General features: G+C 71.9%; 15 protein-coding genes. 2 read left to right on the top strand and 13 right to left on the bottom strand.

What is annotated here, in order from left to right:
- Positions 1–24 precede the first annotated feature (24 nt).
- From ACZ46W_RS06790 to ACZ46W_RS06745, 10 genes are all read right to left on the bottom strand, one after another.
- Positions 25–414 carry a cytidine deaminase gene (locus ACZ46W_RS06790; protein ID WP_468332542.1) on the bottom strand — a complete coding sequence of 130 codons (390 nt, stop codon included), beginning with the start codon at positions 412–414 and terminating at the stop codon, positions 25–27.
- Positions 411–1,682: an ABC transporter permease gene (locus tag ACZ46W_RS06785; protein ID WP_468332539.1), complete on the bottom strand. Its 1,272-nt coding sequence runs from the start codon at positions 1,680–1,682 to the stop codon at positions 411–413. The genes ACZ46W_RS06790 and ACZ46W_RS06785 overlap by 4 nt, the downstream gene beginning before the upstream one ends.
- A gap of 91 nt (positions 1,683–1,773) precedes the next feature.
- A complete protein-coding gene (locus ACZ46W_RS06780) occupies positions 1,774–2,883 on the bottom strand; it encodes an ABC transporter permease (protein WP_468332535.1) in 1,110 nt (369 codons plus the stop codon).
- On the bottom strand, positions 2,880–4,418 hold the full coding sequence (locus tag ACZ46W_RS06775) for an ABC transporter ATP-binding protein (RefSeq protein ID WP_468334658.1): 1,539 nt from the start codon (positions 4,416–4,418) through the stop codon (positions 2,880–2,882). The genes ACZ46W_RS06780 and ACZ46W_RS06775 overlap by 4 nt, the downstream gene beginning before the upstream one ends.
- 255 nt (positions 4,419–4,673) lie before the next feature.
- On the bottom strand, positions 4,674–5,717 hold the full coding sequence (locus tag ACZ46W_RS06770) for a BMP family lipoprotein (RefSeq protein ID WP_468332532.1): 1,044 nt from the start codon (positions 5,715–5,717) through the stop codon (positions 4,674–4,676).
- 233 nt (positions 5,718–5,950) lie between these two features.
- Positions 5,951–7,171, bottom strand: a complete 1,221-nt coding sequence (locus ACZ46W_RS06765; protein WP_468334655.1) for an amidohydrolase — start codon at positions 7,169–7,171, stop codon at positions 5,951–5,953.
- Between the two features lie 216 nt (positions 7,172–7,387).
- Positions 7,388–8,425: a hypothetical protein gene (locus ACZ46W_RS06760; protein ID WP_468332529.1), complete on the bottom strand. Its 1,038-nt coding sequence runs from the start codon at positions 8,423–8,425 to the stop codon at positions 7,388–7,390.
- Between the two features lie 26 nt (positions 8,426–8,451).
- Positions 8,452–9,402 (bottom strand): N-acetylneuraminate synthase family protein, encoded by a 951-nt coding sequence (locus ACZ46W_RS06755; RefSeq protein WP_468332526.1) that lies wholly within the window; start codon positions 9,400–9,402, stop codon positions 8,452–8,454.
- 12 nt (positions 9,403–9,414) lie between these two features.
- Positions 9,415–10,650 (bottom strand): cytidylyltransferase domain-containing protein, encoded by a 1,236-nt coding sequence (locus ACZ46W_RS06750; protein ID WP_468334652.1) that lies wholly within the window; start codon positions 10,648–10,650, stop codon positions 9,415–9,417.
- Between the two features lie 206 nt (positions 10,651–10,856).
- A complete protein-coding gene (locus ACZ46W_RS06745; protein ID WP_468332523.1) occupies positions 10,857–12,125 on the bottom strand; it encodes a DUF6716 putative glycosyltransferase in 1,269 nt (422 codons plus the stop codon).
- A 178-nt stretch (positions 12,126–12,303) separates the two neighbouring features.
- Here ACZ46W_RS06745 and ACZ46W_RS06740 point away from each other — a divergent pair, with 178 nt between their 5' ends.
- Both ACZ46W_RS06740 and ACZ46W_RS06735 read left to right on the top strand, forming a co-directional pair.
- Positions 12,304–13,305, top strand: coding sequence for a glycosyltransferase family 2 protein (locus ACZ46W_RS06740; RefSeq protein WP_468332520.1), 1,002 nt, complete (start codon positions 12,304–12,306; stop codon positions 13,303–13,305).
- Positions 13,302–14,600 carry a polysialyltransferase family glycosyltransferase gene (locus ACZ46W_RS06735; RefSeq protein ID WP_468332517.1) on the top strand — a complete coding sequence of 433 codons (1,299 nt, stop codon included), beginning with the start codon at positions 13,302–13,304 and terminating at the stop codon, positions 14,598–14,600. Before ACZ46W_RS06740 ends, ACZ46W_RS06735 begins: the two co-directional genes overlap by 4 nt.
- Here the strand turns inward: ACZ46W_RS06735 and ACZ46W_RS06730 are convergent.
- The 3 genes from ACZ46W_RS06730 to ACZ46W_RS06720 all read right to left on the bottom strand — a co-directional run.
- Positions 14,587–15,420, bottom strand: a complete 834-nt coding sequence (locus ACZ46W_RS06730; RefSeq protein ID WP_468332514.1) for a MerR family transcriptional regulator — start codon at positions 15,418–15,420, stop codon at positions 14,587–14,589. The genes ACZ46W_RS06735 and ACZ46W_RS06730 overlap by 14 nt on opposite strands.
- Before the next feature lie 65 nt (positions 15,421–15,485).
- Positions 15,486–16,145 carry a leucine efflux protein LeuE gene (gene leuE / locus ACZ46W_RS06725; protein WP_468332511.1) on the bottom strand — a complete coding sequence of 220 codons (660 nt, stop codon included), beginning with the start codon at positions 16,143–16,145 and terminating at the stop codon, positions 15,486–15,488.
- 66 nt (positions 16,146–16,211) lie between these two features.
- Positions 16,212–16,343, bottom strand: a 132-nt coding sequence (locus ACZ46W_RS06720; protein ID WP_468334649.1) for a methylmalonyl-CoA mutase family protein, incomplete at its 5' end; no start/stop codon positions are given.

Genomic DNA, 16,343 nt, shown 5'->3' with positions numbered 1-16,343 from the left:
CAGCGCGGAAGGGTCGTCCCGTTCTTATGTCAGGTGCTGCGGGCCGAAGGCCTGCGGGAGCATCTCGCCGAGGGTGAGCACCCCGCCAGGGGTGTCCAGCAGCAATTCGTCGCCGCCGAACTCGTACAGCAGTTGCCGGCAGCGGCCGCACGGCACCAGCACCTGGCCGCGCCCGTCCACGCACACGAAGTGCGTGAGCCGGCCGCCGCCCGTGGCCTGGAGCTGGGAGACCAGCCCGCACTCGGCGCACAGGCCGATGCCGTACGAGGCGTTCTCCACGTTGCACCCGGTGACCGTGCGCCCGTCGTCGACGAGGGCGGCCGCGCCCACGGCGTACCCCGAATACGGGGCGTACGCGTGCGCCATGGCCTCCCGGGCGGCGTCTCGCAGGGCCTCCCAGGCGTCGTCCGTCACTTGCCCTGGCCCCTCTTGTACGGCATGCCGTCAGCCTTGGGCATGCGCAGCCGCTGCGCGGAGAGCGCGAGCACCAGCAGGGTGGTGACGTAGGGCGCGGCGTCCACGAACTGGCTGGGCAGCTTGTCGGTGCCCACGTACCAGACGAAGAGCAGCGCGGAGACGGCGGCGGCGATGACCGCGTTGAGGTACTTCTTCTTGTAGAGCTGCCAGATGACCAGCGCGACCAGCAGGATCGCCAGCAGCAGGAGCATCGCGTGGACGTTCTCGGCGCCGCCGCGCAGCTTGAGGCTGTCGGTGAAGCCGAAGAGTCCGGCGCCGAGCGCCATGCCGCCCGGCATCCAGTTACCGAAGATCATCGCGGCGAGACCGATGTAACCGCGGCCGCCGGTCTGGCCCTCCTGGTAGATGCCGGTGGAGACGATCGCCAGGAAGGCACCGCCCAGGCCCGCGAGGGCACCGGAGACGGTCACGGCGATGTACTTGTACTTGTAGACGTTGACGCCGAGGGACTCGGCGGCGACCGGGTTCTCACCGCAGGAGCGCAGCCGCAGACCAAAGCCGGTGCGCCACAGGACCCACCAGGTGCCGGGGATCAGCAGCAGCGCGACGACGGTCAGCAGCGACAGGTTGGTCACCAGGCCGCCCAGCACGCCCGCCAGGTCGGAGACGAAGAACCAGTGCTTGGCCTGGAGGTCGGCCAGTCCGTCCGACAGCCCGGGGATGGTGATGTCGGTGACCCGGTCGATGCGCGGCGACTGCTTGGAGGAGCCGCCGGGGGCCTCGGCGAACGTGAAGTTCGACAGGTAGCGGGTGGCGCCGGTGGCCAGGATGGTGATCGCCACACCGGAGACGATGTGGTTGACGTTGAAGGTGACCGTCATGAGGGCGTGCAGCAGACCGCCGAGCGCGCCGCCGACGATGCCCAGCAGGACACCGGTCCACGGGCCCCACTGGTAGCCCGCCCAGGCACCGAACCAGGTGCCGATGATCATCATGCCTTCGAGGCCGATGTTGACCACGCCGGCCCGCTCCGACCACAGGCCGCCGAGGCCCGCGAGGCCGATGGGCACGGCCAACTGGAGGGCGCCGGAGACCTGGCCCACGGAGGTGAGGTCGTTGGCGCCGCTGATCATGCGGACCAGCGAGAACAACGCCAGGCCGCCCGCGATGATCAGCAGCACGACGGGCAGGGACAGCTTGCGGCGTCCGCCGCCCTTCTTGGGCGCGGCAGCCGCGGCCGTAACAGTGCTCGTGGACTCGCTCATACTGCCCTCACATCGTTCGCTTCTCCGCCCGCGCGGCGCAGAGGCGCGGCCTTCGTTGTCGTCTGCGGCCCGGCGGCCGCGCGTACGTCGCTCACGAGGCCACTGCCTCCTTCTTGTTGCGGGCCTGGGCGGCAAGCTCTTCGCCGACCTTCTGCTGCTGACGGCGCAGCCCGTACTGCCGGACGAGTTCGTAGGCCACGACCACGGAGATCACGATCAGGCCCTGCATGATCGTGGCGATCTCCTTCTCGAAGCCGTACTGGTCCAGCGACGCGGACGCCTTGTCCAGGAAGGCGATGAGCAGCGCGGCGAAGAAGATGCCGACCGGGCTGTTGCGGCCGAGCAGCGCGATGGTGATGCCCGTGAAGCCGACGCCGACGGGGAAGCTCAGGCTGTACGTGTGGGTCTGGCCGAGCAGCATCGGCATGCCGGCGAGACCGGCGACCGCTCCGGAGATCAGCATGGCGGTCAGCACCATCCGCTTGGCGTCCACGCCGCTCGCCTGGGCGGCCGAGCCGCTGGCACCGGTGGCGCGCAGGTCGAAGCCGAAGCGGGTGCGGTTGAGGACGAACCAGTAGACGACGCCGAGCGCGAAGGCGACGAAGGTGAAGCCGTAGATGGTGCCGCCGTCCACGTCCAGGCCGGGCATCCAGCCGGATTCGGCGATCTCACCGGTGGTGAGGTCGTTGGAGCCGGGCGGCTGCACGCCGAGGTTGGCGGGCAGGATCATCCAGGCGATCAGGCTGGTGGCGATGGCGTTCAGCATGATCGTGGAGACGACCTCGCTGACGCCGCGGGTGGTCTTCAGGACGCCCGCGATGCCGGCCCACAGGGCGCCGACGAGCATCGCGACGAGGACGATCAGCAGGATGTGGAGCGGACCGGGCAGCTCGACCGCGGCACCGACGACGGCGGCGAGCATCACCGCGAGGCGGTACTGGCCGTCCACACCGATGTTGAACAGGTTCATCCGGAAGCCGATGGCGACCGCCAGCGCGGCGAGGTAGTACGTGCCGGTCTGGTTGAGGATCAGGACCTGGATGTCGGTGAACTCCAGGCTGCTGAACATGATCCGGTACGGCTCGAACGGGTCGCGGTCCGAGACCAGCAGCACCACCGAGGTGAGCAGGAAGGCCACGACCAGGGCGAGCACCGGGCCGGCGAGGCCCAGGATCAGCCGGTCCTTGTCGAACTTCTTCATCGGCCCTCACCGTTCGCGTTCTCGTCGTGATGCTCGAGGTGGCCGGTCGCGGCGCCGGTCATGGCCGAGCCCAGCTCCTCCGGGGTGATCGTGGCGGGGTCGGCGTCCGCGACCAGCCGGCCCCGGTACATCACCCGCAGGGTGTCGGAGAGCCCGATCAGCTCGTCCAGGTCGGCGGAGATCAGCAGCACCGCCAGGCCCTCGCGGCGGGCCGCGCGGATCTGGTCCCAGATCTGCGCCTGTGCGCCGACGTCCACACCACGGGTGGGGTGGGCGGCGATCAGCAGCTTGGGTGCGTGGCTCATCTCGCGGCCGACGATCAGCTTCTGCTGGTTGCCGCCGGAGAGGGAGGCCGCGGTGACCTCGATGCCGGGCGTGCGGACGTCGTACTCGCGCACGATGCGCTCGGTGTCCTTGCGGGCGGCCTTCAGGTCGAGGATGCCGCGCTTGCTGTTGGGCGCCTCGGTGACGTGGCCGAGGATGCGGTTCTCCCACAGCGGGGACTCCAGCAGCAGGCCGTGGCGGTGGCGGTCCTCGGGGATGTAGCCGATGCCGCCCTCGCGGCGCTTGCGGGTCGGCGCGTGGGAGATGTCGGCGCCGTCGAGGGTGATGACGCCCCCGTCGGGGTCGCGCAGGCCGATGAGGGCCTCGATCAGCTCGGTCTGGCCGTTGCCCTCCACACCGGCGATGCCCATGACCTCGCCCTTGTGGATGGTGAAGCCGATGCCCGCCAGGACCTCGCGGACGATGCCGTCGGGGTCGGTCTCGGTGAGCCGCAGGTCGTCGACCTTCAGCATCGGTACGTCGGTGACGGTCGACTCGCGCGTCTCGGGCGACGGCAGTTCGGCGCCGACCATCAGCTCGGCGAGCTGCTTGGTGGTGGCCGTGCGCGGGTCGGCGGTGCCGACGGTCGTGCCGCGCCGGATGACGGTGATGTCGTCGGCGACGGACAGCACCTCGCCCAGCTTGTGCGAGATGAAGATGACGGTCAGGCCCTCGGCCTTCAGCTCCCGCAGGTTGGCGAAGAGCGCGTCGACCTCCTGGGGCACGAGCACGGCGGTCGGCTCGTCCAGGATGAGGGTGCGGGCGCCCCGGTAGAGGACCTTGAGGATCTCCACGCGCTGGCGGTCGGCGACGCCGAGCTGCTCGACGAGGGCGTCCGGGCGGATGTTCAGCCCGTACGCGTCCGAGATCTCCTTGATCTTCTTACGGGCCTTGGCGCCGATGCCGTACAGCTTCTCGCTGCCGAGGACGACGTTCTCCAGCACCGTGAGGTTGTCGGCCAGCATGAAGTGCTGGTGGACCATGCCGATGCCGATGGCGATGGCGTCGGCGGGGCTGGAGAAGGAGACCTGCTTGCCGTCGATGGTGATGGTGCCCTCGTCCGGCTTCTGCATGCCGTAGAGGATCTTCATCAGGGTCGACTTGCCGGCCCCGTTCTCACCGATGAGGGCGTGGACGGTCCCCTTGCGGATGGTGATGTCGATGTCGTGGTTGGCGACGACGCCGGGGAAGCGCTTGGTGATGCCGCGCAGTTCTACGGCGGCAGCGGCCGACGCAGCCGGCGGCGATGACGGGCTGGACGCGTTGATGACGCACTCTCCTTGGCGGGAAAGGAGCTTTGAGGAGCGGGAGGGCTGGTGGGCAGGTGCCGAAGTTATCGCGCCGGGCGGGGCTCTACGCGCGTAGCGACAGCGAAGGGGAAAAACCCGGGGGAACATGGTCCGGGTCCGGAGGGGCGGCCTTCGCCGCCCTCTCCGGACCCGCGGACCAACGTCCCGGCCGCGCGGTTACGGAGCGGTCTTGACCTTGATCTTGCCGGCGACGATGTCGGCCTTGGCCTTGTTCACCGCGGCGGTCACGTCGGTCAGCTTGGTGTAGGCCGGGTTGGAGGTGGCCAGGCCCACGCCGTCCTTGTCGAGGCCGTAACGGACCTCACCGGACTGCGGCTTGCCGTCCTTGACCGACTTGATCAGGTTGTAGACGGAGTCGGAGACGTCCTTGGTCACCGAGGTGAGGATGTACTCCTTGTAGGGCGCCAGGCCCTTCTGGTTGTACTGGTCGGAGTCGACGCCGATGGCCCACTTCTTGGCCTTGGCGGCGGCCTCGATGGAGCCCGAGCCGGCGAGACCGGCGGCGGCGTAGATGACGTCGGCGCCCGCGTCGAGCTGGCCCTCGGCGGCGGCCTTGCCCAGGTCCGGCTTGGAGAAGCCACCGAAGTCCGGCGGCTGCGTCAGGTACTGGACCTTGACGTTGACGTTCTTGTTGGTGTCCTTGACGCCCTGGACGAAGCCCGCCTCGAACTTCTTGATCAGCGGGGTCTCGACGCCGCCGATGAAGCCGACGGTGTTGGACTTGGTCACCTTGGCGGCGGCGACACCGGCCAGGTAGGAGCCCTGCTCCTCGTTGAAGACCAGGTTGGCGATGTTCTTGCCGGTCTTCGAGGTGTCGTCGATCAGGCCGAAGGTGGTCTTCGGGAACTTCGGCGCGACCTCGGCGATGGCGGGCGCGTACGCGAACCCGACGCCGATGACGGGGTTGTTGCCGGCACGGGCCAGCTCGGTCAGGCGCTGGACCTTGTCCGGGTCGCCCTCGCCCTCGCTGGGCTCCGCCTCGGTGCCCTTGATGCCGAGGTCCTTCTCGGCCTTCTCCAGGCCCGCGAACGCGGCATCGTTGAACGACTGGTCGCCACGGCCACCGATGTCGTACGCGATGGCTGCCTTGGCTTCGCCGTCGCCGGCGCTGTCCGACGACTTTCCGCCACACGCGGTGGCGCTGAGCGCGAGTGCCGCGGATGCGACGCCCACAGTTGCGATCCTGGTGATCCGGCGCAAGGGAGGCTCCTTCGACCTGACCTAAGCGCCTCTTCCGGCGCTGGTTTCGCGGCGATCGTAACGCGCGTAGATGTCAGGTAAAGGCCTGTTCGGTAGCCGTTATCAGATCGACGCGAACAGCGGGCGGCCTTTTGGATACTGCCACGAGGCGTAGTGGCGCACACCCGGTTGGTGACCGGAAATGGACGGTCGGGCCCGCCCGAACAGGCGGGCCACGTCCGCTGCGAGAGGGGTCAGAGGCCGCCGTCGATGAGGGCCGCGGCGGTGAAGAGCTCGACGCCGACCTGGATGGCCCGCTCGTCGACGTCGAAGTTGCCCCGGTGCAGGTCGAGCCGGGCCGTATCACCCGGCCGGCGGACGCCCAGGCGGGCCATCGCGCCGGGCACGTGCTCCATGTACCAGGAGAAGTCCTCGCCGCCGAGGCTCTGCTCGGTGTCCTCGATCGCGTACGCGCCGCACCGCGACGCCATCGCGTCGTGCAGGAGCTGCGCGACGGACGCGTCGTTGACCACCGGCGGGACACCCCGGACGTACTCGATCTGGCACTTGGCGCCGTGCAGCGTCGCGATCTCGTCGATCGCCGCGTACACCTGGTCGGGAGCGTGCCGCCAGGCGTCCAGGTCCAGGCAGCGGACGGTGCCGCCCAGCTCGGCGCGCTGCGGGATGACGTTGGGCGCGTGCCCCGCCTCGATGCGGCCCCAGGTCAGGACCAGCCCGGAACGGGTGTCGATCCGGCGGGCCAGCAGCGCGGGCGCGTCGACCGCGACCCGAGCCGCCGCGGTGACCATGTCGGTCGTCAGGTGCGGGCGCGCGGTGTGGCCGCCGGGCCCGTCGAGGGTGACCTCCAGGCGGTCGCAGGCGGAGGTGATCGCCCCGGTGCGCAGCCCGATGCGGCCCACGTCGACGCGCGGGTCGCAGTGCACGGCGATGATCCGGCCCACGCCGTCCAGGACGCCGGCGTCGATGGCGGTGATCGCGCCGCCCGGCATGACCTCCTCGGCGGGCTGGAAGATCAGGCGCACGGCGTTGGGGAGCAGGCCCTCGCGGGCCAGGTCCGCCAGCACCAGGCCGGCCCCGAGGACGACGGTGGTGTGCACGTCGTGGCCGCAGGCGTGGGCCCGGTCCGGGACGGTGGAGCGGTACGGGACGTCCGTCTTGGTGTCCGGGATGGGCAGCGCGTCGATGTCGGCGCGGATCGCCAGCATGGGGCGTACGCCGTCCCACGTACCGATGTCACAGGTCAGTCCCGTGCCGCCTGGCAGGACCCGGGGGCTGAGCCCGGCCGCTTCGAGGCGCGTCTTGATCGCCGCGGTGGTGCGGAACTCCTGGAAGCCCAGCTCGGGGTGCATGTGCACATCCCGGCGGAACGCGATCAACTCGGCGCGCAGGCTCTCGGGCAGCGCGCCGAGCAGGGGCGTTTCGCCGGGAACGTCTGTTTCGGGGTCGCGGGACATCACCTTGTTCACCCATGACAGGGTAGGCGTGTTTCGACCTCAACTAACGTGTGATCTACAAAACTTCAGCCCGATAGGGGAAAGAATCCCTGCGCAGCGGGCTTGAGGGCACGACGAAGTGGGTAAGCTCACGCGTTTTCGGGCCTTTGTCGATCTTTCTCGGTCGCGTTCGGATCGGTGTTCGCGTTCGTGATCACCTCCGCGGGCGTACGGGTCCTACGCTCCCGTGAGCGACAGGCCGTGCGCCGACCGTGCCGACTCCGCCACGCCGGCCAGGAAGCCCTGGGCGCGCGGCGAGGCGGTCTCGCGCAGCCACTCGGGTGCTATCCCGCACACCGTGATGGTCACGCCGGTGCCCACCAGGGCCGCCGGGAGGGTGTGCACGACCGTGGACGGGAAGCTCAGCACCGTACGGCCGATCGGGCCGCGCCGGGCGATCAGCTCCAGCGGCAGGTCCGGCCGGACGATCTCCAGGCCCGTCTCCACCGCTATCCGGTGCAGCTTCTCCACGCCCTCGCGGCGGTGCGCGAAGTAGCGCGTGGCGCCGTGGGCGGCGGCCAGCGCGGCGACGGCCCCGGTGTACCGGTCGGGGTCCACCACGCCCGTCTCCACCAGCGAGGTGCCCACCAGGTCCGCTCCCCCCGTCAGCCGGGGCGGGCCGAACCGGGCGCGGGTCCACGCGAAACGGTTCGTGGTGACCGTGGCGCCCTCGGGCCCCTCGACCGGCAGGGCGGTGAAGATCTCGACCGTGCGGCCGCGCCCCGGTGCGAGGCGGCGGCGGGCCAGGGCGGTGACCGGCGCGAGGGCCAGTTCGCGCGGGCCCCGGCCCCGGCCGCGCCGGTGCCAGCGCACGAGCCGTTCGCCCCGGGCGAGCTGGGCGGCGAACTCCATGGTGGCCGTGCCGTCGTCGACGACCGTGAGGGCGCGCGGCCCGAACAGCGTCAGCAGGAGCTGGACGTAGCGGGAGAACGGATCGCCGATGAGCACCCGCTCGGCGCGCAGCAGGGCGGGCGCCAGGTCGCGCAGCGCCCTCGGCAGCGCGCCCCGGCGGCCCCGCGCCTCCTGCCAGCGGACCGCGAACCCCTCGTCGCGGGCGAGCTGGGCCATGCGGCGCAGTTGGCCGCGCGACATCGGGTCGGTGGGCGACAGGACGATGACGAGGAGGTCCGGCCGGCCGGCGTGGTGGGCCCACTCCAGGACGTTCAGGAGCTGGACGGGGCTCTCGACGAAGGCCAGGTGCGACGGCGTGGTCATCGGCGGCGTGCTCATCGGCGGCGCGGTCATACCGTGGCCGGGACGGGGACCTGGGCCGGGTCCGTGGCCGGGGCTGGGACCGGGTTCGTGGCCGCGTCCGTGGCCTGGACGCGGCGGAGCTTCTTCATGGGGCCGAGCTCCGACTCGTACACCTTCTTGACGCCGTCGCCGAGCGCGGTCTCGATGGTGCGGATGTCGCGCACGAGGCGCGCGAGGCCGCCCGGCTCGACGGAGGCGGCCTGGTCGGAGCCCCACATGGCGCGGTCGAGGGTGATGTGGCGCTCGACGAAGCAGGCGCCGAGCGCGACGGCCGCGAGCGTGGTCTGCAGGCCGGTCTCGTGGCCGCTGTAGCCGATGGGGATGTTGGGGTAGTCCCGCATCAGGGACTGGATCACGCGCAGATTCAGCTCCTCCGCCTTCGCCGGGTACGTGGAGGTGGCGTGGCACAGCAGGATGTTGTCGCTGCCCAGGACCTCCACGGCGTGGCGGATCTGCCGCGGGGTCGACATACCGGTGGACAGGATGACCGTGCGGCCGGTGGCGCGCAGGGTGCGCAGCAGCTCGTCGTCGGTGAGGGACGCTGAGGCGACCTTGTGGGCGGGCAGGTCGAACTTCTCCAGGAACGCCACGGCCTCGGTGTCCCACGGGGAGGCGAACCAGTCGATGCCGCGCTCGCGGCAGTGCTCGTCGATGGCGCGGTACTCGTCCTCGCCGAACTCCACCCGGTGGCGGTAGTCGATGTACGTCATCCGGCCCCAGGGCGTGTCGCGCTCGACGTCCCACTGGTCGCGCGGCGTGCAGATCTCGGGGGTGCGCTTCTGGAACTTCACGGCGTCGCAGCCCGCGTCGGCGGCGGCGTCGATGAGGGCGATGGCCTTGTCCAGGTCGCCGTTGTGGTTGATGCCGATCTCGCCGGTGACGTAGACGGGCTCGCCGGGGCCGGCGGTCTTGCGGCCGAGGGTGCGGAGGCGGTTCATCGTTGCTGTTCCTTACGTTGCGGGGGTGTGCAGGGTCGGGCCGAGGAGCCAGGCCGCGATCTCGCGGATCGCCCCGGCGCCGCCGGGCGTGGTGGTGACGGCCCGGGCGGCGGCCCGTACGGAGTCATGGGCGCTCGCGACGGCGACGGGCCAGCCGACGAGCCCGAAGCAGGGCAGGTCGTTGACGTCGTTGCCGGCGTAGAGCACCCGCTGGGGGTCGATGGCGTGGTCGTCGCACCACTGCTTGAGCGCCAGGTCCTTGCGCTCGATGCCGTGCAGGACGGGGACGGCGAGCTTGCGGGCGCGGGCGGCGACGACGGGGTTGCGTTCGCTGGAGAGGATCAGCAGGTGGACGCCGGCGCGGCGCAGCGCGGCGACGCCGAGGCCGTCGCCCCGGTGTACGGCGACGAGTTCGCGCCCGTCGGCGTCGACGAGCACCCGGTCGTCGGTCTGGGTGCCGTCGAAGTCCAGGACGACGGCGTCGACGTCCGCCCGCCCGGGCGTGACGGGCTCGTCGAGGAGGGGCGCGAGCGCGCGGGCGCGGGCGAGGTCGTGCGGGTCGTCGACCTCCAGGACGCGGGCGGGGTCGGTGACGACGAGCGCGGTGCGGCCGAAGAAGCGGTGGCGGTGGGTACGGAAGCCCCGGGCGTCCATGCCGTACGCAGCGCCCGTCTCCAGGTACTCGGGCTCCCGCTCCTGGCGCCGGGGGCGGTGGGCCTTGTCGTGGTTCACCCCGTGGGCGTCGTCCTCGTCCCGCCACAGGAAGCCGTGCGACGGGGCGACCGTCAGGGCCGTGTCGGCGCCCTGCTCCAGGACCCGGGCGGCGACGCCGTCGACGTCCCCGGGCGTCACGAACGGGCTGGTGCACTGGACGAGCAGGACGGCGTCCACCGGCCGGGCGTGCAGGGCCTCGAAGGCGTCCATGGCGTGCAGGACGGCCGACTCGCTGGTCGCCGTGTCGCCGGAGAGGGCGGCCGGGCGGTGGACCGCCTCGGCGCCGGCCGCGCGGGCGGTGTCCGCGATGGCGGGGTCGTCCGTCGAGACGACCACGTCCGTCACGTGCCGGGCGCCCAGGCAGGCACGGACGGCTCGGGCGACCAGGGGTATGCCGCCGACGGGTGCGAGGTTCTTGGCGGGTACGCCCTTGGAGCCGCCCCGGGCGGGTATGACGGCGAGGACGGTGGCATGAGCCGGACGGGTGGGACGAGCCGGACGGGCGGTGGGCGCCGGGCGCGCGGCGTCCCTCATGGACGCCACCGCGCTCGTGGGCGCCACCGCGCTCGTGGGCGCAGCCGCGCTCGTGGGCGCCACCGCGCTCGCGGGCGCCACCGCGCTCGCGGGCGCCACCGCGCTCGTGGGCGCGGTGCAGTCCGTGGGCGCGGTGGAGTCCGTGGGCGCCGGGGCGGTCGGGTGCGGCGGGGCGGTCGGGTGCGGCGGGGGCGTTGGGCGGGTCGTCACAGCTCCCCCAGGCGGCGGATCACCGGGGCCACGCGCTGCACCCCGTGGCGGTAGACGCCGCGGGCCGCCTCGCGCAGCACGCGCCGTACCGGGCTCGTGGCGGACGGCTCGGTGGCGTCCAGGCGGTGGCGGCCCAGCACGCCCGGCAGGTAGCCGGGGGCGGTCGCGGGCGTGTAGTACGGGGCGATCGGCGGCAGCGCGGGCGCGGCCAGCAGGTCGAGCACCCGGGCGCGGGCCGCGTCGAAGGCCGTGGCGTACGAGCCGTCCGGCGCCACGCCCTGGTCGGCCAGCCAGCGGGCGTCCGGCCGGGGGCGGTGGCCGCCGTCCAGCCGGTCCCAGGAGGTCAGCAGCCCCGAGCCGATGAAGTGGTGGTTGCCGAGCGCCTCGCGTACGCCCAGGTCGGTGAGGACCGCCGTGGGCACGCCCCGGTGCAGGGCCTCCAGGGCCGCCGTCGAGGAGACGGTGACCAGCAGGTCGGTGCGGTCGAGCACCTCGCCCATGTGGCCGTGGACCAGCCGGACGTTGGGCGGCAGCGGACCCCGGGCGAGCTTCTGGTACGGGTGCTCCTCCACGTGCGTGGTGTGCTCGCCCGGCTTGGAGCGCAGCTTCAGCAGGACCTCGCGGTGCGGGTGCAGCCGGGCGTGCTCGACCAGCCGGCGCAGCAGGTAGGCACGGTCGGTCCGGGACGCGGGTACGGACGGCTGGGCGGCGAACACGACCGTGTCACGGCCGGGAGCCGGCGCGTACCGGGCCCCGCCGAGGAACGGCAGCGCCGCCTCCACCACCGCCGAGGCGTCGGCGCCGACGCCCTCGTAGACCTCGCGGAACCGCCGGGCGTCGTGGCGGGAGTTGGCGAGCACCACATCGGCCCCGTGCCGCAGCAGCAGCCCGTCGGCGAGCTTCTCGTACACGACGCCGACGTAGCCGGTGACGACCACCGGGCGGCGCGGCAGCGCCATCCCGGCCAGGCCGTGCAGCATCGCCTGGACGGTGCCGCCGACGAGCGCGAGGACGACGACGTCGTACGCCTCGTCCCGCACCGCGCGGAGGAACTCCGCCCCCGTCACCTCCCGCGGGGCGGCCACGTCCGCGCCGACCTCGGCGAGCTGGCGTGTGGTCGGGGTGGCCCGGCCGCGCAGCACGAAGCCGGTCACCCGGCTGACCGGCGGGCTGATGCGACGCGCCGTCAGGGCGCCCCATTTCCATCGGGTGTCGGAATCCGCGAGTACCGCGATCCGCACCGCTTCACGGTTGCGTGATGGCACGCCGGAGACGTTAGAAAGGCGTACGGCCGGCCCGGCCCAACTCGGCCGCAACAAACGGTGAACAGCGGCCGGCGGCAATCCGGCGGCAATCCGGTTAAGGGGCGCGCCGCTCAGTGTTCACCGCGCATCCCTTTTCCGGTCAGGCCGAATGACGGCAGGTGGGCCTAGCGTCTCGCGGGTGGTCAAGCTCTCCGTCGTCGTGCCGTTCTACAACGTGCAGACATATGCCCCCGACACCCTGATGAGCCTGCGCGCCAACGCCCGCGAGGACTTCGAATTCCTGCTCGTCGACGATTGTTCGACGGACGGGACTCCCGAGCTCCTCGCGCGGGCGGCGCGCGAACTGCCCGGGGCGGTGCTGCTCACCCATGACCGCAACGGCGGGCTGGCCACCGCCCGCAACACCGGCATCGACGCGGCCCGGGGCGAGTACCTGGCGTTCCTCGACGGCGACGACTGGCTGGCACCCGGCCATTTCGCCCGGGTGCTGGCCGCGATCGAGGAACTGGGCTGCGACTTCGTGCGCACGGACCACGTCCGCTGCACGGCCAGGACCCGGACGGTGCACCGGGTTCCGGTGGGCCGGCGCGGGGTGGTGCTGCGGCCGCGCGACGCGATCCTGCCGGCCGAGCGGTCCACCTCCGTCGACTACCCGTACGCCTGGGCGGGGATGTACCACCGGCGGCTCGCCGACCGGGGGCTGCTGCGGTTCACCGACGGGCTGCGCACCGCCGAGGACCGGCCGTGGATATGGCGGCTGCACCGGGAGGCGGATTCCTTCGCGGCGATCGGCACGCTCGGCGTCTTCTACCGGCGCGGGGTCTCCTCGTCCCTCACACAAATCGGCGACATTCGACAGCTCGATTTCATCCGCGCTTTCGACCAGGTACTCACGGAAACGGCGGAGGACCCGGACGCGGAAAAGCTGCTGCCGAAAGCGGTACGCACCTACTGCGCGATCATCGCTCACCATCTGGCGTCGGTGGAACGGTTCGAGGCGCCGGTCGCGAGGAAATTGCGCACATGGAGCGCGGCGGCCCTGAAACGGATGCCGCAGCGGATACTGAACGACGCCCTCGACACGATGGACGCCGAGCGGGCGGCCAGGCTGCGCAGGCTGCGCCGCCGCCCGGTCCCCTCCTCGGTCCTCCGCTCCGTCCCGGTGGAGGTCTCCGCATGACCACGCAGCTCTTCTACGCCTCCACCCTCTACGGCGCCGTCACCCTCGCCGCCGCCCTGGACAGCGGCTGCTTCGCGGCCGCCGACCGCCGGCTGCTGCTGGTGGCCAACAACGCGGCGACACCCGAGACGGCCGTCCCGCTGGACCGGATGCCCGGCTTCGAGCGGCTGCGCGGCCGCTTCGACTCCGTGCTGTCGTGGAACGACACCGTCGCGCCGTTCCACCCGGCCGGCTGGTCGCCCCGGGCGGACGACGTACCGCTGTGGGAGCGGTACCTGCGGCTGCTGTGGGGGCTGGGCGAGGACGAACCGGTCGAGCTGGTCGTCGAGTCGCTCCAGGTGGCGCCCGCGCTCACGGTCGCGCAGCTCTTCCCGGACGCCCCGATCGACGTGTACGCGGACGGGCTGATGAGCTACGGCCCGACGCGCGTCAAGCTGGACCCGCTGGTCGGCGAGCGGGTGCGGCGGCTGCTCCACCTGGACCTGGTGCCGGGGCTGCGTCCGCTGCTGCTGGAGGAGTTCGGGGCGGCGGCGGAGGTGGTGCCGACGGAGGCGTTCACGAAGGTGGTGGACGAGCTGGACGAGCCCGTGGACGCGCCGGAAGGCGCTGCCCTGCTCCTCGGCCAGTACCTGTCCGCCCTCGGCATCCTCTCCCCCGCCGATGAGGAGGCCCTGCACGTACGGATGGTGCGCGGCGCGGTGGCGCGCGGGCACCGGCACCTGGTCTTCAAACCGCACCCGGTGGCGCCCGCGTCCTGGTCGCGGACCCTGGAGCGGGAGGCTGCCGCCCTGGGCGCCGAACTGACGCTGCTCGACCGGCCCGTGCTCGCGGAGGTCCTCTTCCGGCGGCTTCGGCCCGCGCTGGTGGTGGCCTGCTTCTCGACCGGGCTGTTCACGGCGGCCCGCTTCTACGGCGTCCCGGTCGCCCGCCTGGGCACCGGCCCGCTGCTGGAGCGGCTCTCCCCGTACCAGAACAGCAACCGGGTGCCGGTGACGCTCGCCGACGCGCTGCTGCCGGACCTGGAGAGCGGTGAGACCGGCCAGGTCCAGGACCTGGCCGGTCTCGTCGCGGCGGTGGGCTTCGCGATGCAGCCCCAGGTCCGCCCGGACCTCCGCCCGGCGGCCGAACGGTACCTGTCCGCCCACCAGGACGCCGGGACCCGCCGCTACTTCAAGCGCCGCCGCCTCACCGTCCTCGGCCTCCCCGGCGGCCTCCCGGTGCCCCGCAACGCCCTGGTCCGCCGCCTGGCCCGCCGGGCCCGCCTCCTTCAGCGCGCGTTCCTCAGGGCGTCCTGACGACCGGCTCCTGGATCTCGGTCACCCACTTCGCCGGGTCCTCCGGGCACTCCAGGTACAGCTCGCGCGAGTAGCCCGCCGAGCGGTAGCCGTTGGTGTCGATCCAGGTGGCCAGGGTCTGGATGGTGGGCAGCAGGGCGTCCATCGGGCCGCGGTGGACGACCGTCGCGGCCTGGTCGAGGCCCGGCAGGTCGACGATCTCCACGTCGGGGACGTCCGCGGCGGTGACACCGGCCGGGAGGGTGATCCCGGCGTGGACGACGATGGAGCCGTCGCCCGCCGGGGCGTCCTCGTAGTGGGCGATGCCCGGGCCGAAGCCGGTGACGCCGGCGGCCTCCAGCCGGGCGCACAGCTCCTGGTAGAGGGGTGTGATGACCGGGCCGATCTCGTCCGGGCCGAAGCCCGCGGCGATGCCGGTCAGCTCGGCCAGCCGGACCCCCGGAACGCTCTTGACGACGACGTCCTGTGTGGACATGTGTCCCTCGCTCTCGATGGCTCGGAGCCTCGCCGCGACCTGCGCCAGCCGCGTGGCCGCCTCGCTCATGGCCGATTCCAGCTCGGCCTGCCGCAACCGCAGCATCCCGCGCAGTTCCTCCGCCCCGACCTGTTCGTCGAGGATCGACCGCACCTGGTCGAGGGTGAAGCCGAGGTCCTTGAGCGCGATGACCCGGTTGAGCCTGGCGAGCTGACCGGCTTCGTAGAAGCGGTAGCCGCTGTACGGATCGACGTGGGCGGGGCGCAGCAGTCCGATGGCGTCGTAGTGGCGCAGCATCCGGACCGACACCCGGCCGTGTCTGGCGAAGTCTCCGATGGTGAACATGACGCCTCCTACGACACGGCCTCACACGGTGTCAGGGTCAAGCGAGGACGTTCACGCCGTGCCGCTCACGCCGTGCTGCTGAGCGACAGCTTGACCGCGAACCCGAGGAACAGCGCGCCCGCCGCCGACGTGGCCGTGGCGGACAGGCGCTTGCGGCGGCGGAAGGCGGCGGCGAGGTGGGTGCCGGTGAATATCAGCAGCGTGAGGTAGAGGACGCTCGCCACCTGCGCGAGCGTGCCGAGCACCACGAAGGACAGCGCCGGGTACTGGTACGCCGGGTCGACGAACTGGACGAAGAAGGCGATGAAGAACAGGATCGCCTTCGGGTTCAGCAGGCTGATCACGAAGGCGCGCCGGAACGGCCGTTCCGAGGCGGGCGCCGGGGCGGCGGCGCCGAGCTCCTCCGCGGCCCGCTCCCGCCGGGTCCGCCACATCGACCAGGCGGCCCGCAGCATGCCGATGGCCAGCCACGTCAGATAGCCGGCGCCCGCGAACTTCACGATGCCGAAGAGCAGCGCGTTCGCCTGGAGCAGGGAGGCGACACCGGCCGCCGAGAGCGTCATCAGCACCGTGTCGCCGCACCACACGCCGGACGCGGCGACATAGCCCGCCCGTATCCCGCGCCGGGCGGCGACGGACAGCACGTACAGCGAATTCGGCCCCGGCAGCAGAATGATCAGGACGAGGCCCGCGAGGTAGGTCGGCAGATCGGTGACACCCAGCATGAGACGGAGTGTCGCACGGGGGTACGACACTCCGCCTCAGGGTTCCGCATCGCGGAATGGATGGGACTAGAACGCGTCCGTCGGGACGTACGTCCCCCACACCTCGCGCAGGGCGTTGCAGACCTCGCCGACGGTGGCGCGGGCCTTGAGGGCGTCCTTCATGGGGTAGAGGACGTTGTCGGTGCCTTCGGCGGCCTT

This window comes from Streptomyces sp. NPDC031064, assembly GCF_055570965.1.
Note: the sequence above shows the minus strand (reverse complement) of the source record. Positions and strands in the feature narration are given on the sequence as shown.